Below are 23,982 nucleotides of genomic sequence, written 5' to 3'. Positions count from 1 at the left end.
GCGGGATCCTGACGCTTCACGTGAAGATATTGTCGAGACAGCGTCGTCGACCGAAGGATTTTCGCGTGAGCGCGTACGGACTGCACCGCGTCATCGAGCCCGCCGGTGTGCTGCCGCAGCAGGCCTGGCGGCTCGACGCGGACCCCGTGCCCGCTCCCGACGAGGTGATCGTCGCGGTCGAGCGGCTCAATCTCGACGCGGCCTCGTTCCGGCAGCTCAGGGAGCAGCACGGCAGCGGCGAGGCGGTGCGGCAGGCCGTGCTCGACATCGTCGGCGAGCGGGGCAAGATGCAGAACCCGGTCACGGGCTCGGGCGGCATGCTGCTCGGCACCGTGCTCGAGGTCGGGCCGGAGTCGCCGCTCGGGCTGAAGGCCGGTGACCGGATCGCGACGCTGGTCAGCCTCACGCTGACGCCGCTGCGGATCACCGACGGGTTGCAGGACTGGGACGGCGAGGACGAGCAGGTGCCGTGCCGAGGGACCGCCGTGCTGTTCGGGCGGTCCATCGCGGCCGTGTTGCCCGACGACATGTCGAACGAGCTGGCGTTGTCCGTGCTCGACGTGTGTGGTGCACCGGCTCTGACGGACCGTGTGGTGCGCAAGCACGACAACGCGTCGGTGCTGGTGTTGGGTGGTGGCGGTAAGTCCGGGTCGCTCTCTCTTGCGGCTGCGCGTGAGGCCGGTGCGTCGCGCCTCGTCGCGTTGGTGCCCTCGGAGCGTGAGGCTGCGCAGGTGCGTGAGTCCGGCCTCGCGGACGAGGTCGTCATCGCTGACGCACGTAACCCCGTGGCCGTGGCCGAGGCTGTGGGCAAGCAGGTCGATGTCACGGTCGTGTGTGTGGACGTCGCCGGGTGCGAGCACGGCGCGATCCTCGCCACGGCCGATGGCGGCACCGTGATCTTCTTCTCCATGGCGACCTCGTTCAGCGCCGCCGCTTTGGGAGCGGAGGGTCTCGCGGCGGACGTGGAGATGCTCGTCGGCAACGGCTATGTGCCTGGTCACGCCCAGTTCGCGTTGGACCTGGTCCGGAGCCGGGCGGGTGTGCGGGCCCTGTTCGAGCAACGGCAGACTGCGTGACGTGAGTACGCAACTTTTGGTCGGCGGCCGCATCTACGCACCGGATGCGACGGCGATGGCCGTCACGGACGGTGTCGTCGTGTGGATCGGACAGGACTCGGTCGGGCATGCGCTGCACCCGGACGCCGAGGTCATCGAGCTGGACGGCGCGTTCGTCGCGCCCGCGTTCGTCGACGCGCACGTGCACGCCACGTCCGCCGGCCTGCTGCTGACCGGCCTCGACCTGACCAAGACGTCCTCGGCGGACGAACTGCTCCAGCAGGTGCGCGCCGCCGAGGGTCCCCTCGTGTGGGGGCACGGGTGGGACGAGACGCGCTGGCCGGAGAACAGGCCTCCGACGCGCGCGGAGATCGACGACGCCGCGCAAGGTAAGACGGTGTACCTGTCGCGCATCGACGTGCACTCCGCTCTCGTCTCGTCGGACCTCGTCACCGATGAGGCGCGCACGGCCGATGGCTTCTCGGACGACGGTCCTCTCTCGCGGGCCGCGCACCACCATGTGCGTGGCACGGCGAAAGCGGCCATCACGCCCGAACAGCGTCAAGCCGCGCAGCTGGCGTTCCTGCGCTACGCGGCGTCGCAGGGCATCGCGTCCGTGCACGAGTGCGCGGGACCTGACATCTCCGGCGAGGACGACCTGCGCGAGCTCCTCACGCACGCCGAGGGTCCGGAGGTCGTGGCCTACTGGGGTGGCCACGACCTGCCGGACGTCACGGTGCGTGGGCTCGCCGGAGACCACTTCGTCGACGGCGCGCTCGGCTCCCGCACGGCCGCGCTGACCGAGCCGTACGCCGACGCCGCCACGTCCGGGGCGCTCTACCTCGACGCCCGCCAGATCGCCGACCACTTGGTCAAGTGCACCGAGCTGGGGGTGCAGGCGGGCTTCCACGTCATCGGCGACGCGGCCATGGCCGCCGTGGTCGAGGGCTTCGCGATCGCGGAGAAGGTGCTCGGCACGCCTGAGCTCGCCTCCGCGCGCCACCGCCTCGAGCACGTCGAGATGGTGACGAAGGAACAGGCCGAGAAACTGGCCGGGTGGGGTGTCGTCGCGTCCGTCCAGCCGTTGTTCGACGCCGAGTGGGGCGGTCCCACCGGCATGTACGCCCAGCGGCTCGGCGCGGAGCGCGGGGTGGGGCTCAACCCCTTCTCCCGGCTCGCCGCCGCGGGCGTCGTGCTCGCGTTCGGCTCGGACACCCCGGTGACCGCCATCGACCCGTGGGCCGCGGTCAAGGCCGCCGTGCACCACCGGACCGACGGCCACGGCGTCTCGCCGCGCGCCGCGTTCACCGCCCACACGCGGGGTGGCTGGCGCGCGGCAGGCGTGAACGACGGCCTGACCGGCACGCTGCAGCCCGGCGCGCCCGCGACGTACGCGGTGTGGGAGACCGGGGACCTCGTCGTCGCCGGGTCCGACGCGCGGGTGCAGCGCTGGTCGACCGACCCCCGTTCGGGCGTGCCCGGACTCCCCGACCTCACCGGACCGGCACCGGTCTGCGTGCGCACCGTCCTGAACGGCCGGACGATCTACGAGAGGAAGTGACAGATGGCGTTGCTCGACCTCGACCCCAAGGTGGTCGCCACCGCGCGCGGATTGGCCGCGCGGGCGGCCGAACCGGTGGTGTCCCTCGCGAAGGCGCACACCACCGTCGCCGTCGAGCGCGCCACCCTCCGCCTCGCGGGCATCACCGGCGCGGACTCCACGCACCGCGCCGGTGACGTCCCGTGGGTCAACCGCGTCATCGACACCGTGCGCGAGCAGTGCGGGCTGGAGCACGGCGTGGTGCTGCCGGCGTTCCACGCGCTCAAGCAGCACAATCTCGGCACTCTCACCGAGCTCGCCGAAGCCACGGCGGCGGGCCAGATCCGGTTCGAGATCCCGACCGGCAAGGACCTCACCGCGGCGCGGAAGGCCTCGACGTCCGCCGTCGCAAGAGGACTCAAGACAGTCGACCGCAACAAGGCCCAGCGCGACAAGCTGATCACCAAGCTCGGTGACCCCGCGCAACGCCCGTGGATCTACCTGATCGTCGCGACCGGCGACATCGACGAGGACGTCGTCCAGGCCAAGAACGCGGCCCGCGCGGGCGCCGACATCATCGCCGTGATCCGCTCGACCGGGCAGTCGCTGCTCGACTACGTGCCGGAAGGCGCCACGCACCACGGGTTCGCGGGCACGTACGCCACGCAGGAGAACTTCCGGATCATGCGCGCGGCGCTCGACGACGTGTCGAAGGAGGTCGGCCGGTACGTGCGGCTGACCAACTACGCGTCCGGCCTGTGCATGCCGGAGATCGCCGTGCTGGCCGGACTCCAGCGCCTCGACATGATGCTGAACGACTCGATGTACGGCATCCTCTTCCGCGACATCAACCCGATCCGCACGTTCGTCGACCAGCGGTTCAGCCGCCAGGTCCACGCCCGCGCCGGCATCATCATCAACACCGGCGAGGACAACTACCTCACCACCGCGGACGCCGTCGACGCCGCGCACACCGTCACGGTCTCCCAGTTGCTGAACGAGCACTTCGCCCACGAGGCGGGACTGCCCGACCACCTGCTGGGCCTCGGGCACGCCTTCGAGATCAACCCGAACGTGCCCGACTCGTTCCGGCTCGAGCTCGCGCACGCGCTGCTGGCCCGCGAGCTCTTCCCGGACGCGCCGCTCAAGTGGATGCCGCCGACCAAGCACATGACCGGCGACGTCTTCGACGGCTACCTGCTGGACGGGTTCTTCAACCTCGCGGGTGTCCTGACAGGACAGTCGATCCTGCTCGTCGGCATGATGACCGAGGCCGTCGTGACGCCGTTCCTCTCCGACCGCGACCTCGCTCTGAAGAACGTCCGGTACGTGCTGAACGCGGCGGGCAGCCTCGCCGAGGACTTCCGCCCCTCGCCGGACGGGCTCATCGTCAAGCGCGCCCACCAGGTGCTCGGCGAGGCCGTCGACCTGCTCGAGCGGATCGTGGACGACGGCCTGCTCAACGCCATCGCCGACGGCACGTTCGGGTTGATGAAACGCCCGGCGGACAAGGGGAAGGGCGCCGACGGCGTGGTCGAGAAGGCCGAGGGGTACTTCAACCCGGCGAGCGAGATGCTGGAGGCGAGCGATGTCTGACGCCAAGAGGTACGTGCGGCCGTACGGCGACACCACCGGCGACGGCATGATCCAGACGTCGTTCACGCTGCCGATCCCGTTCGGCCCCAAGGCGGACGGCGCGGCGCTGCAGCTCGCGAACAAGATGGGCATGGACCCCGCGATGGTGGTCCACTCGAACCCCATCGGCGACGACTTCACGTTCTTCGTGGTCTACGGCTCGGTGAAGCACCTCGTGGACCTCGACGAGGTCAAGGTCGTCGAGCGCGAGTATCCGCTGCTTTCCCCGTCCGAAGTGAACAGTGCGCTGAAGAAGGTGTTGCGGCGCAAGCTGGTCGTGGTCGGCGGGTGCATCGGCACCGACGCGCACACGGTCGGCATCGACGCGATCCTCAACATCAAGGGCTTCGCGGGCGAGAAGGGCCTCGAGTACTACCGCGAGCTGAAGGTCGTGAACCTCGGCGCGCAGGTGAGCGTCCCCGAGCTGGTTCGCAGCGCCCGCGCCGAGAAGGCGGACGCCGTGCTGATCTCGCAGGTCGTCACGCAGCGGGACGCGCACATCCTGAACACGCAGGAGATGTCGGCCGCGTTCCGCGAGGCGATGGGGGACCGGCGGCCGCTGCTCGTGGCGGGCGGACCGCGCTTCGACCCGCTGATGGCGGGCGAGTTGGGGGTTGATCGGGTTTTCTCCCGGGGTACCACGCCGGGTGAGGTCGCGAGCTACCTGGTGCACGCGATGCAGGCAAAGAAGGGGGTCGCCGCGTGAGCGGGGCTTTGGTCGAAGGTTTCTCTGTGACGCACCGGCGTTACGTGCCGCACTCGCACGCGCACTACGGCGGCAATCTGGTCGACGGTGCCTACGGTCTCGGCATGTTCGGTGACGTCGCCACCGAACTGCTCATCCACACGGACTCCGACGAGGGGCTGTTCGCGGGGTACAGCTCCGTCGAGTTCGTGGCGCCGATCCAGGCCGGTGACGTCATCGAGGCGTCGGCGACCCTGGTGCGCATCGGAAAGCGGTCTCGCGAGATCGAGTTCGAGGCGCGCGTGGTGTGCCGGTCGGCGCCCGAACGCGGTCCGTCGGCGGCCGACCTGCTCGCTGAGCCGATCGTCGTAACGAGGGCTCGCGGCACGGTCGTCGCGCCAAAAGCCGCGGAATAACTCGAAAAATTAGTTCGAACCGGCTGACGTCCTGCTCCGAATCCCCGCCGTGGGAAGGGAGCAGGACAATGCCAAGTAACAACAAACAGCGATTACGCCGCGGTGCCATCGCCGCGGCCGTGGTCGCGGTGGCCGCGGCGATTCCGGCGGCACAGGCCTCCAGCCACCGCGAGGCCCCGCTGATCGCGGCCGACCCGGCGGTCGACAACACCGACGTGTACGCCTTCACCAGCCCCGACAGACCCGACACCGTCACGCTCGTCGCGAACTGGTTCGGCCTGCAGGAACCCAACGGTGGCCCCAACTACTACCCCTGGGCCACCGACGCGCGCTACGACGTCAACGTCGACGCGGACGGCGACGCCGTGCCGGACAAGACGTTCCGGTTCACGTTCAGCACCGACGACCGGCGGGGCAAAGCGAACACCTTCCTCTACAACAACGGGCCCGTCACCTCCATCAACGACGACAACCTGTTGTTCCGCCAGAACTACGACCTCGAGCTGATCGAGCCCGGCAAGACGACGAAGCTCGTCAAGGGCGGCCGTGCGGCGCCGTCGAACACCGGTCCCGCGTCGTTCCCGAACTTCGGCGCCATCAGGGACCAGGCGACGACGAAGATCCCCGGTGGCGGCCAGGTCTACGCCGGACCGTCCGAGGACTCGTTCTTCCTGGACCTGCGGGTGTTCGACCTGCTCTACGGCGGGAACCTGAAGGAGGTCAACCAGGACACCCTGATGGGCTACAACGTCAACACCATCGCCATCCAGGTGCCGAAGACGATGCTCGCGCTCAAGGGCGACCCGAAGCGCAACCCCGTGATCGGCGTGTGGAGCGACACCGAGCGCCGCACGCTGAAGCTCGACCCCGGCAAGGCGACCCCGCAGGGCAACTTCGTGCAGGTGTCGAGGCTAGGCAACCCGCTGGTCAACGAGGTGGTGTCGTCCGCGCCGCTCAAGGACGCGTTCAACGGCCTCGAGCCGGTCAACGACGCGAAGGTCCAAGCGCTGCTGGACCGGGTGAACGACCCGGAGCTGGCCCGGCTGATCCAGACGATCTACGGCATCCCCGCGCCGAAGACGCCGAGGGCCGACCTCGTGGAGATCTTCCTGACCGGCATCACCACCAAGGCCGGCGGCCCGATCAAGGCCGACCTCAACTCGCAGCTGAACAACGCTGACGTGGACCCGAAGCGGTTCCAGCCGTCGGAGATGCTGCGGCTCAACATGTCCACGCCGGTGTCGAAGAACCCCAACCGGCTCGGGGTGCTCGGCGGGGACCTGCAGGGGTTCCCGAACGGCCGCAGGCTCACCGACGACGTCGTGGACATCGAGATCCAGGCCGTGGTCGGGGCGGCGCTGACCGGCAAGCTCGTGCCGGCGCTCGCCAAGGGCGACCGGGTGAACGCCAACGACGTCCGCTTCGGTGACCGTTTCCCGTACGTCGGACTGCCCAGCAATCGCGCGGTCAACTCCCGCTAAAAGCGAAGGTGCCTCCAAATGTGGAAAGTTCTTCCGCTGCTGGCTGCCCTTTTCGCGGTCGCCGCCTGCGCCTCCCCGCAGGCGGCGACCCCCGCCGCCACGCAGACCTCCTCCCTGCAGCGCAACGCCGAGTCGTTGCAGGCCAAGCTCCGCCGGACCCCCGAGGACGCCGCGGCGTGGGCCGGCCTCGGCGTGACGCAGGTGGAGCTCGCCCGCGTCACCTTCGACCCCCAGCACTACGCCCGCGCCGAGAAGGCGCTCACCGAGTCGTTGCGGCTCAAGCCCGAGGGCAACGGTGAGGCGTACATCGGGCGCGGCGCTCTCGCCAACGCCCGGCACGACTTCGCGGCCGCCCGCGAGTGGGGTCGGCGGGCGGCGACCGTGCTGCCGGACAACGCCGCGGCGCAGGGCGTGCTGGTCGACGCGCTGACGCAGCTCGGCGACGACGCCGGTGCTTCCGTTGCGCTGCAACGGATGCTGGACCTGCGGCCGGGGGTCGCGTCGTTCACCCGCGCCGCCTACCACTTCGAGCTGCGCGGCCGGCTGGACGAGGCGCGCGGGGCGTTGGAGCGGGCGCTGGAGACGGCGTCCTCGCCGGACGAGGCCGAGTTCTGCCGGCTGCACCTGGACAAGCTGGCGGGACGGACCGACGAGTCGGTGGAGACCACGCGACAGCTGGCCGCGAGGGCGTCGTCCCCGGAACACCTCGTCCGCTACGGCAAGGCGCTGGACGAGGCCGGTCAGCCGGTCGAGGCGCGGGCGCAGTTCGACCTCGCGTTGCAGCAGTTGCGGGCGTTGGGCGGTGACGACCTCACGGCAGCCCTGATCGCCGCTGACCACGGTGATCCCGCGGAGGCGTTGCGATACGCGGAGAAGGAGTGGGGCAAGCGGCAGAGCGTCTTCACGGCGGACGCGCTGGCCTGGGCGTTGCACGTCAACGGGAGATCCGCGGAGGCGGTGCCGTACTCGGACCGCGCGGTGTCGCTCGGCTGGCGTGATCCGGACGTGCTGCGGCACCGCGAGGCGATCCTGGGGAGCCTGAGATGAGAGTCCTGCTGCTGACCCTGTTCGGGATGCTGCTTATGGGCGGGGTCGCGCAGGCGCACCCGTTGAGCAACCTGAGCGTGAACCACTACGACGGGCTGACGGTGTTCGCCGACCGGATCGAGCTCAGGTCCGTTGTGGACAGTGCGGAGATCCCGACGCTGCAGGACCGCGAGTTCGTCGACGCCCGCAAGAGGTGCGCCGAGCGCTCGAAGTCGTTGAACGCCATGGCCGACGAGCAGGCGCTGCGGTTCGAGGTGAGCGACGCGGACGTCGTGCGCCCGCCGGGGGAGGCCGGTCTCCCCACCATGCGCCTGACGTGCGAGTACACCGCACCGCTGCCCTCGCGCGGCGAGGTCGAGGTGACGTTCAGCGACTCGTACCTGAAGGACAAGCCCGGCTGGCGCGAGATCACCGTCGTGGGGGTCGGCGTCGCCGTGTCCGGGGCGCCGGCCGAGTCGGTCAGCGACGAACTGCGCGCCTACCCGGACGACCTGCTGTCGTCGCCGCTGGACGTCCGGGCGGTGCGGTTCCTGGCACAACCCGGCGAGGGCACGGTCGTCGCCCCGCCGGGAGCACTGGGAGAAGCCACGAAGGCGGCCGTCGGACTGGTGGGTGATCTCACCCCGGTGGTCGGGATCGGTGCGGTCCTGCTGTCTCTGGTGCTGGGCGCGTCGCACGCGGCGCTGCCCGGCCACGGCAAGACCGTGATGGCCGCCTACCTGGCGGGTTCGAGGGGAACCCGCCGCGACGCATTCCTCGTCGGCGCCACCGTCACCACCACCCACACGGCGGGTGTCCTGGTGTTGGGGCTGCTGATCAGCGCGTCCAGCGCGGTCGCGGGCGAGTCGGTGTTGCGCTGGCTCGGCATCGCGAGCGGCCTGCTGGTCGCGGTGGTCGGAGGAGTGCTGCTCCGCTCGGCGGTGCGCTCCCGTGGTCGTACGCGGCACGACCACGGACATGGTCACGGGCACGGACACGGCCACGGCCATGGGCACCGCCGGGCGGGGCTCGTCGGGATGGGGATCGCCGGAGGGCTGGTGCCGTCCCCGTCGGCGCTGGTCGTGCTGCTGGGCGCCGTCGCGCTGGGCCGGACGTGGTTCGGCGTGGTGCTGGTGCTCGCGTACGGCCTGGGCATGGCGGCCACGCTCACCGCCGCCGGCCTGCTGCTCGTCTCGCTGCGGGACCGCTTCGGGCCGCGCCTGGCCCGGTTCCGCCGGGTTGCGGACCTCGCACCGGTGGGCACGGCGGCCCTGGTGGTGGTCGTCGGAGTCGGTCTGGCCACGCGCGCGCTGGCCGGTTAGTCGTCAACCGAGGAGGAAGAACCATGAAGAAGCTGATCGTGCTCGCCGCGTTCGCGCTGGCCGCGTGCTCCACCGGGGGTACCGCGACCGCGCAGTTCGACGACGAGCAGCAGTCGGACATCTCCTGCATGAAGCACCAGGAGCAGACACCGGGGAAGGAGTACTTCGACGAGGGGAACTGGGACACCGTCGTCTCGTTGTCGATCCTGCGCTACTACACGTCGAACGGGGCGAAGCCCTACTGCGACGGCAGATCCGCGACCGAGGCCGACCAGGGCTGGCGCGAGCTGTACGTGCGGATGGGTGCCGAGCAGAACAATCTCCGCTGAATCGACCGCAACCTTCGCCGCGTTCTCCCGTTGGTCAATACAGACGTGGCTACATCCGGGGAGGACGCGGCGTGGTGAAGATCGATCACCAGGGGGAGACACCTCCGTACGAGCAGGTGCGCGTGCACTACGCGCACGCCATCTCGAACCGCGAACTGCCGGTGGGCGCCAAGCTCCCGACGGTTCGTGCCCTGGCGAAGGACCTGGGCCTCGCGGTGAACACGGTGGCGCGCGCCTACCGCGAGCTGGAGGAGGCCGGGCTCGTGGAGACCAGGGGCCGCGCCGGCACCGTGGTCAGCGCGAACGGCGACAGCAACCGCGAGCGGGTGCGCGCGGCGGCGGCCCAGTACGCGGCGATGTCCGCGGAGCTGGGCCTCTCGTCGCAGGAGGCGATGGAGATCGTGCGCGCGGCCCTGAGGTCCTAGTCACACTCTTCCGGGTGCAGTGCGGTTTCTGGAACAGCGACGTTCCACAAAGGTCAGCACCATGGTCGCGTTGTTGCCACGTGATCATGAAGGTGCGCCGCATGTCCGACGCGACGTTCGACCCGATCGCGGACCTGTACGACAGGTTCGCGTCCCTGACCCAGGACCGCTTCCGCCGCTGGATCTCGGGCGTGCTGCCCGCGTCCGGCGGCAGGGCGGTGGACCTGGGGTGCGGCTCCGGCCGGTTCCTCGACCTCCTGACCGACCGGTGCGGGGAGGTCGTCGGCGTCGACGCCTCACCGCGCATGGCCGACCTGGCCCGCGCCCGGTTCCCGACCGTGAAGGTCGAGGTGGCCGACCTGTGGGACGCGACACCGGACCGGCTGGGCGTCTTCGACGTCGTGCTCAGCGTCAACACCCTGCACTACCTGGGCCCGGACCCGGCCGCGTACCTGGCGCACGTGCGGCGTCTCGTGCGGCCCGGCGGCCAGGTGGTGATCATCGACGTCGTCCGGCACACCCCGTCGTGGGCCGCGAATCCGCTGGCGTTCCGCGCGTATCGGCTCGGGCGCACGGTGCGCGGCGCGGTCCGGGCCGGGGTGGCCGGGCGGTCGGTCGGGGACGCGCTGGCGGCGGTGCGGTTGAAGCGGCACGCGCAGTGGCGTGACCTGGCGGCGGAGGCGCACGTGTTGAGCCGTCAGGAGTTCCGGCGGGAGTACGGGGCGGTGTTCCCCGGTGCGGTGTTCTCCGACTCGGTGGAGTCCAGCGTGTGCGCGATGAGCTGGGGTTAGCGGCGGGAGGTCCGGGTGCTGTGGTCCCGCCACAGCCGTTCCTCGTGAGACGGCGGGCTGCTCCATGCAGGTGATCACCATCGCCGCGCACGCACCGTTAGTCCGTCTCGCCCCACCGCGCCGTGGCCCGTTTGCGCTGGTAGTCACCCGTTCGCGACCCTGCCGAGACGTCGTCTCGGAGCTAGGCTGCCCCGTGGATCGTGAATAACTGACTCGTCAGTCAAACTAGGAGTAGCGCGATGGGGCGGACCGTCCGCGACGGGCTGCGGCTCTCGGCCGAGCAGGAGCAGTTCGTCGAGCTGGCGCGGGAGTTCGCCGCCAGGGAGATCCGGCCGCGCGGGCGCGCCGTCGACGAGGCCGACGTCGAGTCGCCGCTCGACGTGTGGGAGAAGGCGGCCGCGCTCGGGCTGACCTCGTTCATGCTGCCCGAGAAGGTCGGCGGCGGTGGGGTGAGCCTGCTGACCCAGGTGCTTGTCCAGGAAGAGCTGTGCCACGGGGACATCGGCATCGGCAACCTGGTGACCTCCAACGGGTTCTTCGGCGCGCCGGTCGAGCAGCTCGGCACCCCCGAGCAGCAGGAGCGGTTCCTCGGTCCACTCGGGACGGACCGGCCGCCGCTCACCGCCGTCGCCGTCACGGAGCCCGCGAGCGGGTCGGACGCCGCGAGCATCCGGACGTCGGCGCGGCGGGAGGGGGACGAGTACGTCCTCAACGGGCAGAAGACCTGGATCTCCAACGCGCCGTACGCGGAGATGTTCGTGGTCTTCGCGACGGTGGACCCGGCGTTGAGGTCCCGCGGTGTCACGGCGTTCGTCGTGCCGCGGTCGGCGCCGGGGCTGACGGTCGGGCCGCCGTTGCGCAAGATGGGGCAGCGCGCGATCGTCAACGCCGAGGTGTTCCTCGACGACGTGCGGGTGCCGGTGGAGGACCGGCTCGGTGCCGAGGGACAGGGGTTCTCGGGGCTGATGCGGACTTTCGACGCGTCGCGCGTCCTCATCGGCGCGGCCACGACGGGGCTCGCCCGTGCGGCGCTGGACTTCGCCACGTCGTACGCGGCGGAGCGCGTGCAGTTCGGGGTGCCGATCTCGCGGCACCAGGCGGTGGCGTTCCGGCTCGCGGACATGGCCACGCGCATCGACACCTCGCACCTGCTGGCGGTGCGCGCGGCGACGTTGTACGACGAGGGGCACGCGGTGACGCAGGAGGCGGCGATGGCGAAGCTCGTCGGCTCGGAGAACGCGATGTGGTGCACGCACGCGGCCGTGCAGACGTTGGGGGGCTACGGGTACTCGCGGGAGTACCCCGTCGAGCGCTGGATGCGCGACGCGAAGCTCGAGGAGATCGAGGAAGGCACCTCGGACATCCAGCGCCTGATCATCTCCCGCGGCCTCGGTGCGAGATGATCTTCTCCGATCCCGCGTCCGTCGCCGTCGTCGGGGCGAGTGACGACCCCGCCAAGTGGGGCCACTGGCTCGCGCGCGGCGCCCTGGTCGGGCACGACCGGCGGGCCGTGCACCTCGTGAACCGCGGTGGGGGTGCCGTGCTGGGGCGGCCGACCGTGCGGTCACTGTCCGAACTGGACGAAGCCCCCGAGCTCGTCGTGCTGGCCGTTCCCGCGGCGCACGTGCCCGCCGTCGTCGACGAGGCGCTGGCCGCCGGGGTGCGCGGCTTCGTCGGCATCACGGCGGGCATCGACGACGGCGTGATCAGCCGGATCCGCGAGGCGGGCGCGCGGCTGCTCGGGCCGAACTGCCTCGGCGTGTTCGACGCGGCGACGTCGCTGCACCTCGCCTGGGGTCGGTTCCAGGCCGGGTCGCTCGGGGTGGTGTCGCAGAGCGGGCAGGTCGGCCTGGAGATCGCGGGACTCGCGGCGGCGTCGGGAATCGGAGTCTCGCGGTTCGTGTCGGTGGGCAACCAGGCGGACGTGACGGCGGCGGAAGCCCTGCTGGACCTGGTGTCCCACGACCTCACCACCGCCGTCGGGCTCTACCTGGAGAGCTTCGGGCCGGGCATCGTCACCGCGATGACGGAGCTGCGCAAAGCCGGCAAACCCGTGGTGCTGCTGACCGTCGGGTCGTCCGCCGCCGCGCGGGAGGCGGCGCTGACCCACACCGGCGCGCTGACGAGCGCCTCGGACGTGGTGGACGCGGCCTGCCGCCGCGCCGGCGCGATCCGCGTGCCGACGCCCGCCGCGCTGGTCGACCTGGCGGCCGTGCTCACGTCCGGGGCACCGCGCGGCGCACGGGTGGGTGTGGTCTCCGACTCGGGCGGCCAGGGCGCGATCGCGGCGGACCTCGCGGTGGCGGCCGGGCTGACCGTGCCCGCACTGTCCGCTGTGGACGGTCTGCCCGCCGGGGCGTCCCGGCGCAACCCGATCGACCTCGCCGGTTCCGGGGAACGGGACCTCGCCAACTACGCCCGTGCGGTCGAGGTGCTGGTGCGCGGGGGAGAGGTCGACTCGGTCGTGCTGTCCGGCTACTTCGGCAGCTACGGCCCGGACACGCCGTCGCTCGAGGCGGCGGAGGTGGCGGTCGCCGACCGGATCTGTTCGCTGGCAAGGGACTCCGGCGTCACCGTGGTCGTACACAGCATGCGCGAGGACTCGGCCGCCGTGCGCGCGTTGCGGCAGGGCGGTGTGCCCGTCCAGCTCACGATCGAACGCGCGGTCGGCGCGCTGGGACACGCGAGCACGCCTCGGGGTGCCGCAGCGGAAGTGTGGCCGCGCACCGTTTCAGCGACCCCGTTCCGGCCCGGTTACCTCGCGGCTCGCGACCTGCTGGACTTCGTCGAGTTCCCGAAGGCCCACGCCGTCACGACCGCCGCGGACGTCGCCGCCTCGCCGTTGCGAAGACCTTTGGCGCTCAAGGCAGACTGGCTCGCGCACAAGAGCGAGCACGGCGGCGTGCGGCTCGACCTCGCCGATCCCGTGGCCGCGTTCGAGGAGATGCGGGCACGGCTCGGCCCCGGCACGTACGTGCTGGAGGAGATGGACACCCGCGAGCACGTCGTCGAACTGGTCGTCGGCGCGCGGCGGGACCACTCGTTCGGTCCGGTCGTCCTCGTCGGCGCGGGCGGTGTGCACGCGGAACTGCTGCGGGACACCGTGGTCGAACTGGCGCCGGTCACCCCCGCCACCGCGCGGGACATGGTGAGCCGGTTGACGTGCGCTCCCTTGCTGGCCGGGTGGCGGGGTGCCCCGGCAGCCGACGTCGCGGCGCTGGCGGAGGTGATCGCGCGGGTGTCCGAGACACTCGCGGCCAGACCGGACCTGGCCGAGATCGAGCTCAACCCCGTGCGGGTGGGGCCGGACGGGGTGGTGGCCGTGGACGCACTGGTGATCCCCGCTGGTCCGATTGCGGGATTGCGGGCCTCGGTAGGTTCTCCAGCAGCGAGGTGAGGAGGCCCCGGATGCTGGTCGTGCTCGCACTGCTGGCCTCCCTGGTGCCCCCGCCCGGCCCCGTGACGATCGACGTGGTGAGCGTCGGCGGCAGCGGCTGCCCGGCCGGCACCACGACCGTGGCCCTGTCCGAGGACGGCGGGGCGTTCACCGTCACCTACAGCGACTTCCTGGTGCAGGGCAACGGGAGCGAGGCCAAGCGGAGCTGCCGGATCGAGCTCCGGATCGACGCGCCCGGGTACACCTACGGGATCGCGGCCACGGACTACCGCGGGTTCGCGCACCTGACCGACAAGGCGCGCGGGGTGGTGCGCAACGACTACTGGTTCCCGGGCTTCCCCACGCGGCACAGCAGCCGGACGTACCAGGCGCCGATGAGCGACAACTGGCAGGTGACCGACACGCCGGGCGGGGTGGCGCACGGGCCGTGCCGGGATCGGAAGCCGTTGGTCGTGGAGACCGAGCTCAAGGTCACCGGCAAGGGGGCCGGCAGCTTCCTGACGATGGACTCGACGGACTCCAGCGTCAGCACCACGTTCCGCCTCTCGTGGAAGAAGTGCGCGGAATAACAGTCGCGCTCCCGTTGTTCTCTGCTATGGTTCGTTCGTAACCGGCGGTGCGCGAGAGGCGCACGTAAGTTCCGATCAGCTGCTGGACCGTCTCAGATCCGCAGCGAACACCCTCCAGCTTCTGACGCTGGCGGACCTGTATCCAGCGCTCTCCTCCGGCACGGCGAGAAGGCCGTGCGTGCGGAGTCGATGGAGCGCACCTCAAAGAACCCTCCTGAAAGGACAGACCGATGGAGATCGGTGTACTCGACGTACGCAACAACAAGGCGTTTCTCGTTGGCGGGCCTCAGGTTCCGCAGAGTCTCGTCAGGCAGCACGACCTCCGGCGCGGCGACCGGATCAGCGGTGAGGCGCAGGGCGACAAGCTCGTCAGCGTCGACACGGTCAACGGCCGCTCGCCGCACAAGAGGCCGCGGTTCGAGGAGCTGACGCCGCTCTACCCCAACGAGAGGCTGCGGCTCGAACACGACCCCGACGAGCTCACGAGCCGGGCGATCGACCTGGTCATGCCCGTCGGCAAGGGGCAGCGGGCGCTGATCGTGGCGCCTCCCAAGGCCGGTAAGACCGTTGTGCTGCAACAGATCGCGCAGGCGGTCGCCAAGAACGACCCCGAGGTCCACCTCATCGTCGCGCTCGTCGGCGAACGGCCCGAGGAGGTGACCGACATGCGCACCACCATCCCCGGCGAGATGTTCACCTCCACGTTCGACGAGCACCCCAACGAGCACATCCGCGTCGCGGAGCTCGCCGTGGAGCGGGCCAAACGGCTGGTGGAGGACGGGCAGGACGTCGTGATCCTGCTCGACTCGCTGACCAGGCTCGGGCGCGCGTACAACCTCGCGCAGCCCAACGGCGGACGCATCCTCAGTGGCGGTATCGACGCCAGGGCGTTGACGCCGCCGAAGCAGTTCCTGGGCGCTGCCAGGAACATCGAGAACGGCGGCAGCCTCACGATCTTCGCCACCGCGCTCGTGGAGACCGGGTCGCTCGCCGACACGGCGATCTTCGAGGAGCTCAAGAGCACCGGCAACGCCGAGCTGAAGCTCGACCGCAAGGCCGCGCAGCGCCGGATCTACCCCGCGATCGACCTGCTCCAGTCCAGCACGCGCAAGGCGGAACTGCTGGTGTCCGCGCAGGAACTGGCCATCACCGACGCGGTGCGGCGGGCCATGGCGGAGCGCGACATCGACGTGCTTGTCGAAGGACTGCGCAAGACCCGGAGCAACGCCGAGTTCCTCCTCCAGATGTCGAGGTGATTCACTGACTGATGAGCTTCCTCCAGGTCACGTGGACCGATCCGGCCACGGGCGCGCGTGGTTTCCTCGTCATCGACCGGCTGGTGCGCGGGGTGAGCAGCGGGGGACTGCGCATGCGCGCCGGCTGCACGCTCGACGAGGTCCGCGGACTGGCCGAGGGCATGACCGCCAAGGAGGCCCTCAACTACGACCCCGAGGCGCGGTACGTCCCGTTGGGTGGCGCCAAGGGCGGTATCGACTTCGACCCCTACGACCCGCGCGCGAAACAGGTCCTCACCGCCTACCTGTACGCCATGTCGCCCTACGTCGAACGGTTCTGGACCATGGGGGAGGACCTGGGGCTGCGGCAGTCCACCATCGACGAGGCCATCGCCGAGATCGGCCTCCAGTCGTCCATCCAGGCCGTCTACCCGCTGCTGGACGACGAGGAGAAGGCCCGGCAACGGCTCGCGGACGCGTTCGCGGTCACCGTCGACGGCATCGGCCTCGACGAACTGGTCGGCGGCTACGGCGTCGCGCAGGCCGCGCTGGCCGGCATCGAGCACCTCGGCCTGCACCACCCCACGGCGTTCGTGCAGGGCTTCGGCTCGATGGGCGGCGCGACCGCGCGGTACCTCGCCCGAGCAGGCGTCCGGGTCGTCGGCATCGCGGACGTCCACGGCGTCGTCGCCAACCCGGCCGGGCTCGACGTGGAAACCCTTCTGCTGTCACGGGATGCGCACGGCACGATCGACCGCTCGAAGCTGCGTCCCGAGGACGAGCAACGGGACCGCGAGAGCTGGCTCGACGTCGAAGCCGACGTCCTCGTCCCCGCCGCCACGAGCTACGCGATCACCGCGGACAACGCGCACCGCGTCAAGGCGAAGCTCGTCGTCGAGGCCGCCAACATGCCGGTGACGGCCGAGGCACGGCTGCGCGCGCTGGTCGTCCCGGACGTCGTCGCGAACTCCGCCACGAACTCCTGGTGGTGGTGGACCCTGTTCGGAGACGTCGAGCCCACGGCCGAGTCGGCGTTCGAGAAGATCGCCACGACCATGCGGCGCCTCGTCGCGTCGATCATCGACGCCGAGTCGCCGCGCCAGGCGGCGAACCAGCGCGCCGCCGCCGCGATCGTCGAGATCGACCGGCGCTTCCGGTCGTAGACTCCGCGCCATGCCAGGCTTCCAGCACACCTCCACGATCGCGGCCCCGCCCGAGAAGGTCTGGGCCGTGCTGGTCGACGTCGAACGCTGGCCCGAGCGGATCCCGACCGTCGACGCCGCGCAGCGCCTCGACGACGGGCCGCTGCACGTCGGCGCCCGCACGAGGCTCAAGCAGCCCAGGCTGTCCGAGGCGGTGTGGACGGTCACCGAGCTCACCGGCGGCGCCTCGTTCACCTGGGAGTCGAAGTCGCCCGGCGTCACGATCGTCGCCGCGCACCTCGTCGAGCCGCACGCGGACGGCGCGCAGCTCACCCTGCTGCTGGACCTGAAGGGGCCGCTGGCGGGCTTCGGGTGGCTGCTGACGAAGGCGATGACGAAGCGGTACGTCGAGACCGAGGCCGCCTCGCTCAAGCAGGCCGCCGAGCAGGATCAGAGCGGGCCGAGCAACCACGCTCCCGGCCCGTCCTCGTCCTCCGAGAAGTAGTACGCGCGCCACGCGGCGAGGAGGTCCTCGGTTCCGATGAGGCCATCGCCGTCGTGGTCGAGCCGTGCGTGCACGGCCCGTGCGTCCGCCTCGGACACGTGCATCAACGCCATCGACCACCGCACGTGCTCGTCCACGCCCAACCGGCCGTCACCGTCGTGGTCGGCGACGGCCAGCAGCGCGTCGAGGTACGGCACGTACACGTCGTCGAACGCTTCCGGGCGGCCCAGCAGACCGAGCACGAACGCCGTCCGGTACTCGGCCAGGCTGATCCGCCCGTCGTCGTTCACGTCCGTCACGGCGGCCAGGTGGTCCCACACGCCGAGCAGCTGCTCGTGGAACCGCTTGGCGTTCAGGTCGCCGGAGTCCAGCCCGAACGCCGAGGTCAGCCGCTCGCTCGCCAGGTCGAAGTCCGCGCGCTCGACGTAGCCGTCCCCGTCGGTGTCGTAGGTGTCGAACCGGCGGGTCAGCCTGCGGTCGAGGAACGCCGTGATCTTCATGCCTCCAGGTGTACCCCGTCAGCGCTTCTTCCCGCGGGCCGGGGCCCCCACGTAGTCGGCGAGGTGCTCGCCGGTCAGCGTCGAGCGGGAGGCGACCAGCTCGGCCGGGGTGCCCTCGAACACGACCTTGCCGCCGTCGTGACCGGCGCCGGGACCGAGGTCGATGATCCAGTCGGCGTGCGCCATCACGGCCTGGTGGTGCTCGATCACGATCACCGACTTGCCCGACTCGACCAGGCGGTCGAGCAGCCCGAGGAGCTGTTCGACGTCGGCGAGGTGCAGGCCGGTCGTGGGCTCGTCGAGGACGTACACGCCGCCCTTGTCGGCCATGTGCGTGGCGAGCTTCAGGCGCTGCCGCTCGCCGCCGGACAGGGTGGTCAGCGGCTGGCCCAGCGACAGGTAGCCGAGGCCGACGTCCCGCAGTCGTTCCAGGATCGCGTGGGCGGCCGGAGTGCGAGCGTCACCCGCGCCGAAGAACTCCACGGCCTCCGCGACGGGCATCGCGAGCACCTCGGAGATGTCGCGGCCGCCGAACTTGAACTCCAGCACGGCCTGGTCGAACCGCTTGCCCTCGCAGACGTCGCACGGGGACTCGATCGTCGCCATGATGCCGAGGTCGGTGAACACGACGCCGGCGCCGTTGCAGTTCGGGCACGCGCCCTCGGAGTTCGCGCTGAACAACGCGGGCTTCACGCCGTTGGCCTTGGCGAACGCCTTGCGGATCGGCTCCAGCAGGCCGGTGTAGGTGGCCGGGTTGGACCGGCGCGAGCCCTTGATCGGCGTCTGGTCGACGACGATGGCGCCCGCGTCGCGCGGCAGCGACCGGTGGATCAGCGACGACTTGCCCGAGCCCGCCACACCGGTGACGACGGTCAGCACGCCGAGCGGGATGTCGACGTCCACGTCGCGCAGGTTGTTCGTGGACGCGCCGCGGATCTCCAGCGCACCGGTGGGCTCGCGCACCACCTCCTTGAGCGACGCGCGGTCGTCGAGGTGGCGGCCGGTGACCGTGTCCGACTTGCGCAGACCCTCGAGCGAGCCCTCGAAGCAGATCGTGCCGCCGTTGCGACCCGCACCGGGACCGAGGTCGACGATGTGGTCCGCGATGGCGATCGTCTCGGGCTTGTGCTCGACGACCAGCACGGTGTTGCCCTTGTCCCGCAGGCGGAGCAGCAGGTTGTTCATCCGCTCGATGTCGTGCGGGTGCAGGCCGATCGTCGGCTCGTCGAACACGTACGTCACGTCGGTCAGCGCGGAGCCGAGGTGCCGGATCATCTTCACGCGCTGCGCCTCGCCGCCGGACAGCGTGCCCGCGGGGCGGTTCAGCGACAGGTAGCCGAGACCGATCTCCACGAACGAGTCCAGCGTGTGCGCGAGCTTGTCGATCAGCGGCGCCACGGACTTGTCCTTCACGCCGCGGATCCAGTCCGCGAGGTCCGTGATCTGCATGTCGCACAGGTCCGCGATGGACACGCCCTTGATCTTCGACGACCGCGCCGCCTCGGTCAGGCGTGTGCCGTCGCAGTCCGGGCAGGTGCCGAACGTCGCCGCGCGGTCCACGAACGCCCGGATGTGCGGCTGCAGCGCCTCGCGGTCCTTCGACAGCATGGACTTCTGCAGCTTCGGGATCAGGCCCTCGTAGGTCAGGTTGATGCCGTTGACCTTGATCTTGATCGGGTCCCGGTACAGGAAGTCGTGCAGTTCCTTCTTGGTGTACTTGCGGATCGGCTTGGCCGGGTCGATGAAACCGGACTGCGCGAACGTCTGCACGGTCCACTGGTTGTCGACGTTGTAGCCGGGCACCTTGATGGCGCCCTCCATGATCGACTTCGTCTCGTCGTAGACCTCGGTCAGGTCGATGTCGGAGACCTGGCCGCGGCCCTCGCAGCGCGGGCACATGCCGCCGGTGATGGAGAACTCGCGGCGCTCCTTGACCTTCTGGCCGCCCTTCTCGATCGTCACGGCACCCGCGCCGGAGATCGAGGCGACGTTGAACGAGAACGCCTGCGGCCCGCCGATGTGCGGGGCGCCGAGGCGGCTGAACAGGATGCGCAGCATGGCGTTCACGTCGGTCGCGGTGCCGACGGTCGAGCGCGGGTCGGCGCCCATCCGCTGCTGGTCGACCAGGATCGCCGTGGTGATGCCCTCCAGCAGGTACACCTCGGGCCGCGGCAGCGTCGGCATGAAGCCCTGGATGAACGCGCTGTAGGTCTCGTTGATCAGCCGCTGCGACTCCGCGGCGATCGTGCCGAACACCAGCGAGCTCTTGCCCGAGCCGGAGACGCCGGTGAAGACCGTGAGGCGGCGCTTCGGGATCTCGACGTCGACGTCGCGCAGGTTGTTCACGCGTGCGCCCTGCACGCGGATCAGATCGTGGGTGTCGGCATCGTGCGCCGGCGCTGTCCTGGTCATGGCGCCAAACTAACTCGGGGACCGCGCTCCTGCCTTCTTGATTCCTGATTACCTAGGAGCGAATCCGGTAGTGGTACGTGCACACCTCGCGGAACCCCGTGCGTTCGTACAACCGGAACGCCGTCGTGTTCGCTTTCTCCATCTGCAGGTACATGTGGTTCGCCTCGCGCAGGGCCGCCCACGAGGCCAGTGCGGCGAGCACGGACCGTGCGGCGCCCTGACCCCGTGCGTGCGGCAGCGTCGCCATGCCGAACACCCCGGCCCACCCGTCCTCGGCCACCGCCCGGCCCACGGCCACCACCTGGCCGTCCACCTGGGCGTACGCGTAGGCGGACGGGTGCTCGACACGGCTGAGCAGGTCGCGCTCGGCGCTGACGTCGCGCGTCGTGACGGCCTGCCACGCCGCGAGCCACTCGTCGGTCGGCCGCGCCGTCACCTCGCCGGCGTCCGAGTGGGACTGGCGCAGCACGTCGGCGGTCGACGCGATCTGCAGCGACATGTCGTGACCGCGCGCGTACCCGCGGTCGCCGAGTGTCCGGTCGAGATCGTCCGCGCACACGCCCGGCGTGATCTGGAACCGCACCCCGGAGCCGCGTTCGGCGCAGAACTCCTCCGCGACCTCGACCCGGTCCTCGCGGTCGTGCGGCAGCACCGCGCTCACCCACCAGGCGTCACCGGGGGAGTGCCGCAGCCACCAGCCGCCCGCCTCCTCGACGTGCGCGGCCGGCTGAGCCCGTGCCGCGCACTCCTGCAGCGTCTTCAGCAGCACGTCAGTCCAACGACCCCAGCAGCCAGTTCCCGGCCTCGGCGGGGTCCTCGGAGAAGTAGAACTCCCGGATCGCGTCCAGCAGCGCCCGCGTCGGCAGCAGACCGTCCTCGTCGGACAGCAGGTCGTGGATGCCGCGCGCGTCGTTCTCCGAGAGGCCCATCAGCGCGCCGGTCCACGTGACGTGCTCGTCGACGGTGAGCCTGCCGTCGCCGTCCTCGTCCGCGATCGCCATGATCGCGTTCAGGAACGGCAGGTAGCCCTCGTCGAACGACTCCGGTGTCTCCAGCAACCCGTTCGCGAACGCGTGCTGGTACTCGGCGAGGCTGATCCGCCCGTCGCGGTCGGCGTCGGCGACCGAGGCGAGGTGGTCCCACAGCCCGACCAGCACGCCCTGGAACCGCAAGGCTTTCGGGTCGTCATCAGCCAGCCCGAAGGCTTTCGTGGTGCGTTCTCCCGCCTGCGTGAAGTCCTCCCGCTCGATGAAGCCGTCGCCGTCGGAGTCGTAGGTCCGGAACCGGCGGGCGAGCTTGCGGGCGAGGAAGGCGGTGATCTCCACACGACCCTTCTACCTCATCCGGCCCCGAATCAACACGCCCGTGTCCAGACCGTGAACGCGTCCTCACCGGCGGCCGAGGCCCGACAACGCGCTCGCGACCACCACCATCCCGATCATCCCGATGATCGCCGCCACCCCGCCGACCGCCGGTTTCGACACCTGCTGCACGTGCGCCACCGGCTTCGGCGGCGCGGGCTCACCCGGCGGCGGTGCGGGAGGGTCCGCGGCGGGCGGGGCCTCGGCCGACTCGATGCGCACGACCGCGCTCTCGCTGATCGCGCCACCCGCGCCCGCGCCCGACACCGTCAGCCGGGCGTTCATCGGCGCGGTGACCTGGCAGGTGTAGGTGAGGCGCTGCCGCGGTTGCACAACGGGGAACGTCCGGCGGCACGCGGCCGGCTCGCCGGTCACCGCGACGTCGGCGATCGGCAGGTCGGAGGCGTTGCCGACGGTGACCGTGACGGTGACGACCTCGCCGTCGCGCGCCCGGTCCTTCGACCAGGCGGCGCTGAGCGTGAGGCGCGGGTAGATCACCTTGACCTGCACCGACGCCGAGGCCTCGACCTTGCCGCCGATCTTGTCGGCGGCGGTGACGGTCGCGGTGAGCGGACCGCTCTCGTCGCCCGCCGGGGCCGTGCAGTCCACGGTGGACGTGGCGCCGGGGTCGAGTTGCCCCTGCATGGGCGCGCAGCCGCCGACCGCCCGCGCGGCGAGGCCGTGCAGCGGGGTGTCGCCGGTGTTGGTGACGGTCGTCGTGAACCGCACGGGCTGCTCGGGCAGCGCGGTCAGCGGCTCGGTCGTGGTGGTCGCGCGCAACGCCGGGTGCAGCACGTCGACCGTCGAGGCCGTCCGCGTCGCGAGCGGATCGCCGGCGAGGCTGGTACCGGTCACCGCGACCGTCGTGGGGTAGTCGTCGTCCGCCGCCGTCGACGAGCAGGTGCGCTTCGCCGTCGCGCGCGGGGCGATCGTGCCGACCTGCTGGCCGCACACGGTCACGTCCGCGGCGGGCGCGTCCCCGGTGTTGGTGACGGTCGCGGTCTGCGCGACGGTGTCCTTCGCGTGCGCGACGGGCTTCTCGGGATCGACGGCGAGCGTGAGCTCGGGCAGCGGGAACGACCACGCGACGTTCTGGACCAGGAACGCGTCGTCGGCCCTGCGGAAGCCCAGGTCGGCGCTCTTCGAACCGGGCTTCAGCACGTTCTCGCCGATGGTGAACGTGCGCGCGTCGACGCTCATGTTGTTGAGGTGCGCGGCACCCTGCGCGGACGACACGAACGCGTTGTGCCCGCCGATCGACGTGCCGTCGACCAGCAGCTGGTCGCCGCTCGTGGCCCAGTCGCCCTCGTACGCGGTGATCCCCACGCGCAGGACGCCGCCGGCGGGGTGGGTGGGGGCGATCGGCGTACTCAGCACCGGCTTGCGGGTGGGGAGCCGGACGTGGCCGCCGTGCACCGCGACGTGCCGCTTCGCGGGAGCCGCCGGCGTGGCGTTCGCGAACTTCCACACGACCGTGAGCGACCAGCCGCCGAAGCAGTCGAACCCCTGCGGCGCCCAGACGTTGCCGACCGTCACGGTGCCGCTCGTGAGCGCGCGGGTGACGTCGGCTTCGGCGCTGTAGAAGGCGTTGTCGGTGTGGGCGAGGTCGTCCGGCGCGTCGATCGCGAACCGGCCGGGGTTGACGCGCGTGCCGTTGAAGAGGACCGGGTCCCGGGGTGTGCCGGGCGGCACCACGCCGTCGCGGCAGGTCGCGCTGCCCGCCCAGCCGAGCTTGGCGTAGGCGACCGTCGCGCCGGCCGGGATGGTGAGCCGCGCGCTGGAGGAGTTGTACGTCGCCGGGTCGCGGTCGACGTCGGTCCACGACATGCGGTGGCCGTTGTTGAGCGCGGACAACCCGTGCCCCCTGCGGTCCAGCGCGTCCACACAGGACTGGACCGGGAACTTGGGGTCGGGACCCGCCTGCTCGGGGGTGGGGCAGGTCAGGACGGAGTCGCCGACGATCGTGACGTCCCCGTACACCGCCTCGTCGAACTGCGTGTGCCACACCTCCGCCGCCGCGACCGGCGGCCCCGGGGTGAGCAGCGGGACCAGCAGCACGACGGCGATGAGGATCGGTACACGCATGCCACGCCTTCCGGTCGGGTCGGCGCACAGGTTGGCACGGTTGGGCGGCGTTGTCACCGGCGGTCGATCAG

At 70.8% G+C, this 23,982-nt stretch carries 21 protein-coding genes and 1 pseudogene; 17 read left to right on the top strand and 5 right to left on the bottom strand.

All coding sequences use genetic code 11. The features are described 5' to 3' along the window. The first annotated feature begins 65 nt into the window (after positions 1-65). The 17 genes and pseudogenes from ABZX02_RS18095 to ABZX02_RS18015 all read left to right on the top strand — a co-directional run bounded on the left by ABZX02_RS18095 (position 66) and on the right by ABZX02_RS18015 (position 17,553). Entirely contained in the window at positions 66-1,076 is a 1,011-nt protein-coding gene (locus tag ABZX02_RS18095; protein WP_355299481.1) for an L-erythro-3,5-diaminohexanoate dehydrogenase, read from the top strand. Beyond that, positions 1,069-2,616, top strand: a complete 1,548-nt coding sequence (locus tag ABZX02_RS18090) for an amidohydrolase (RefSeq protein ID WP_355299855.1) — start codon at positions 1,069-1,071, stop codon at positions 2,614-2,616. Before ABZX02_RS18095 ends, ABZX02_RS18090 begins: the two co-directional genes overlap by 8 nt. A 3-nt stretch (positions 2,617-2,619) precedes the next feature. After that, entirely contained in the window at positions 2,620-4,191 is a 1,572-nt protein-coding gene (locus ABZX02_RS18085; RefSeq protein ID WP_355299479.1) for a lysine 5,6-aminomutase subunit alpha, read from the top strand. Continuing rightward, entirely contained in the window at positions 4,184-4,936 is a 753-nt protein-coding gene (locus tag ABZX02_RS18080) for an OAM dimerization domain-containing protein (RefSeq protein WP_355299477.1), read from the top strand. Before ABZX02_RS18085 ends, ABZX02_RS18080 begins: the two co-directional genes overlap by 8 nt. Positions 4,937-4,962: 26 nt before the next feature. After that, on the top strand, positions 4,963-5,331 hold the full coding sequence (locus ABZX02_RS18075) for a hotdog fold domain-containing protein (RefSeq protein ID WP_355299476.1): 369 nt from the start codon (positions 4,963-4,965) through the stop codon (positions 5,329-5,331). A gap of 68 nt (positions 5,332-5,399) precedes the next feature. Then, the gene (locus ABZX02_RS18070) at positions 5,400-6,812 is read left to right on the top strand and encodes a DUF4331 domain-containing protein (protein WP_355299474.1); all 1,413 of its coding nucleotides are present in this window, start codon (positions 5,400-5,402) and stop codon (positions 6,810-6,812) included. A gap of 18 nt (positions 6,813-6,830) precedes the next feature. Continuing rightward, a complete protein-coding gene (locus ABZX02_RS18065; protein WP_355299472.1) occupies positions 6,831-7,859 on the top strand; it encodes a tetratricopeptide repeat protein in 1,029 nt (342 codons plus the stop codon). After that, on the top strand, positions 7,856-9,160 hold the full coding sequence (locus ABZX02_RS18060) for a sulfite exporter TauE/SafE family protein (protein WP_355299470.1): 1,305 nt from the start codon (positions 7,856-7,858) through the stop codon (positions 9,158-9,160). Before ABZX02_RS18065 ends, ABZX02_RS18060 begins: the two co-directional genes overlap by 4 nt. A 23-nt stretch (positions 9,161-9,183) precedes the next feature. Continuing rightward, entirely contained in the window at positions 9,184-9,489 is a 306-nt protein-coding gene (locus ABZX02_RS18055) for a hypothetical protein (RefSeq protein WP_355299468.1), read from the top strand. Between the two features lie 71 nt (positions 9,490-9,560). Then, complete coding sequence (locus ABZX02_RS18050) at positions 9,561-9,914, top strand: GntR family transcriptional regulator (protein ID WP_355299466.1); 354 nt, start codon at positions 9,561-9,563, stop codon at positions 9,912-9,914. A 101-nt stretch (positions 9,915-10,015) separates the two neighbouring features. Beyond that, complete coding sequence (locus tag ABZX02_RS18045) at positions 10,016-10,705, top strand: class I SAM-dependent methyltransferase (RefSeq protein ID WP_355299464.1); 690 nt, start codon at positions 10,016-10,018, stop codon at positions 10,703-10,705. Between the two features lie 239 nt (positions 10,706-10,944). Then, the gene (locus tag ABZX02_RS18040; RefSeq protein ID WP_355299462.1) at positions 10,945-12,108 is read left to right on the top strand and encodes an acyl-CoA dehydrogenase family protein; all 1,164 of its coding nucleotides are present in this window, start codon (positions 10,945-10,947) and stop codon (positions 12,106-12,108) included. Beyond that, entirely contained in the window at positions 12,105-14,102 is a 1,998-nt protein-coding gene (locus ABZX02_RS18035) for an acetate--CoA ligase family protein (RefSeq protein WP_355299461.1), read from the top strand. Before ABZX02_RS18040 ends, ABZX02_RS18035 begins: the two co-directional genes overlap by 4 nt. An 11-nt stretch (positions 14,103-14,113) precedes the next feature. Continuing rightward, positions 14,114-14,671: a DUF4360 domain-containing protein gene (locus tag ABZX02_RS18030; RefSeq protein WP_355299459.1), complete on the top strand. Its 558-nt coding sequence runs from the start codon at positions 14,114-14,116 to the stop codon at positions 14,669-14,671. A gap of 239 nt (positions 14,672-14,910) precedes the next feature. Next, positions 14,911-15,927 (top strand): annotated as a pseudogene (gene rho, locus ABZX02_RS18025) (transcription termination factor Rho); the annotation flags it as partial. 11 nt (positions 15,928-15,938) lie between these two features. Then, a complete protein-coding gene (locus ABZX02_RS18020; RefSeq protein WP_355299457.1) occupies positions 15,939-17,069 on the top strand; it encodes a Glu/Leu/Phe/Val dehydrogenase dimerization domain-containing protein in 1,131 nt (376 codons plus the stop codon). A gap of 10 nt (positions 17,070-17,079) precedes the next feature. Then, positions 17,080-17,553 (top strand): SRPBCC family protein, encoded by a 474-nt coding sequence (locus ABZX02_RS18015; protein WP_355299455.1) that lies wholly within the window; start codon positions 17,080-17,082, stop codon positions 17,551-17,553. On the opposite strand, the gene ABZX02_RS18010 is transcribed toward ABZX02_RS18015, so the two are convergent. From ABZX02_RS18010 to ABZX02_RS17990, 5 genes are all read right to left on the bottom strand, one after another. Next, positions 17,499-18,053, bottom strand: coding sequence for an EF-hand domain-containing protein (locus tag ABZX02_RS18010; protein ID WP_355299453.1), 555 nt, complete (start codon positions 18,051-18,053; stop codon positions 17,499-17,501). The genes ABZX02_RS18015 and ABZX02_RS18010 overlap by 55 nt on opposite strands. 18 nt (positions 18,054-18,071) lie before the next feature. After that, entirely contained in the window at positions 18,072-20,465 is a 2,394-nt protein-coding gene (locus ABZX02_RS18005) for an excinuclease ABC subunit UvrA (RefSeq protein WP_355299452.1), read from the bottom strand. Positions 20,466-20,517: 52 nt separating this feature from the next. Then, entirely contained in the window at positions 20,518-21,234 is a 717-nt protein-coding gene (locus tag ABZX02_RS18000) for a GNAT family N-acetyltransferase (protein WP_355299450.1), read from the bottom strand. Between the two features lies 1 nt (position 21,235). Continuing rightward, on the bottom strand, positions 21,236-21,790 hold the full coding sequence (locus ABZX02_RS17995) for an EF-hand domain-containing protein (RefSeq protein WP_355299448.1): 555 nt from the start codon (positions 21,788-21,790) through the stop codon (positions 21,236-21,238). 63 nt (positions 21,791-21,853) lie between these two features. Further along, the gene (locus tag ABZX02_RS17990; protein WP_355299446.1) at positions 21,854-23,911 is read right to left on the bottom strand and encodes a hypothetical protein; all 2,058 of its coding nucleotides are present in this window, start codon (positions 23,909-23,911) and stop codon (positions 21,854-21,856) included. Positions 23,912-23,982 lie beyond the last annotated feature (71 nt).

Source organism: Lentzea sp. NPDC003310 (assembly GCF_040610935.1).
In the GTDB taxonomy this organism is placed as follows: domain Bacteria; phylum Actinomycetota; class Actinomycetes; order Mycobacteriales; family Pseudonocardiaceae; genus Lentzea.
This window is presented reverse-complemented; position numbering and strand designations above follow the sequence as displayed.

Excerpts from the sequence above, each read along its gene's own strand:
- ABZX02_RS18085 (WP_355299479.1), top strand. The coding sequence starts at position 2,620 with ATGGCGTTGCTCGACCTCGACCCCAAGGTGGTCGCCACCGCGCGCGGA.
- ABZX02_RS18035 (WP_355299461.1), top strand. The coding sequence starts at position 12,105 with ATGATCTTCTCCGATCCCGCGTCCGTCGCCGTCGTCGGGGCGAGTGAC.
- ABZX02_RS18060 (WP_355299470.1), top strand. The coding sequence starts at position 7,856 with ATGAGAGTCCTGCTGCTGACCCTGTTCGGGATGCTGCTTATGGGCGGG.
- ABZX02_RS18045 (WP_355299464.1), top strand. The coding sequence starts at position 10,016 with ATGTCCGACGCGACGTTCGACCCGATCGCGGACCTGTACGACAGGTTC.
- ABZX02_RS18080 (WP_355299477.1), top strand. The coding sequence starts at position 4,184 with ATGTCTGACGCCAAGAGGTACGTGCGGCCGTACGGCGACACCACCGGC.
- ABZX02_RS18065 (WP_355299472.1), top strand. The coding sequence starts at position 6,831 with ATGTGGAAAGTTCTTCCGCTGCTGGCTGCCCTTTTCGCGGTCGCCGCC.
- ABZX02_RS18040 (WP_355299462.1), top strand. The coding sequence starts at position 10,945 with ATGGGGCGGACCGTCCGCGACGGGCTGCGGCTCTCGGCCGAGCAGGAG.
- ABZX02_RS18055 (WP_355299468.1), top strand. The coding sequence starts at position 9,184 with ATGAAGAAGCTGATCGTGCTCGCCGCGTTCGCGCTGGCCGCGTGCTCC.
- ABZX02_RS18020 (WP_355299457.1), top strand. The coding sequence starts at position 15,939 with ATGAGCTTCCTCCAGGTCACGTGGACCGATCCGGCCACGGGCGCGCGT.
- ABZX02_RS18070 (WP_355299474.1), top strand. The coding sequence starts at position 5,400 with ATGCCAAGTAACAACAAACAGCGATTACGCCGCGGTGCCATCGCCGCG.
- ABZX02_RS18005 (WP_355299452.1), bottom strand. The coding sequence starts at position 20,465 with ATGACCAGGACAGCGCCGGCGCACGATGCCGACACCCACGATCTGATC.
- ABZX02_RS18010 (WP_355299453.1), bottom strand. The coding sequence starts at position 18,053 with ATGAAGATCACGGCGTTCCTCGACCGCAGGCTGACCCGCCGGTTCGAC.
- ABZX02_RS18030 (WP_355299459.1), top strand. The coding sequence starts at position 14,114 with ATGCTGGTCGTGCTCGCACTGCTGGCCTCCCTGGTGCCCCCGCCCGGC.
- ABZX02_RS18015 (WP_355299455.1), top strand. The coding sequence starts at position 17,080 with ATGCCAGGCTTCCAGCACACCTCCACGATCGCGGCCCCGCCCGAGAAG.
- ABZX02_RS17990 (WP_355299446.1), bottom strand. The coding sequence starts at position 23,911 with ATGCGTGTACCGATCCTCATCGCCGTCGTGCTGCTGGTCCCGCTGCTC.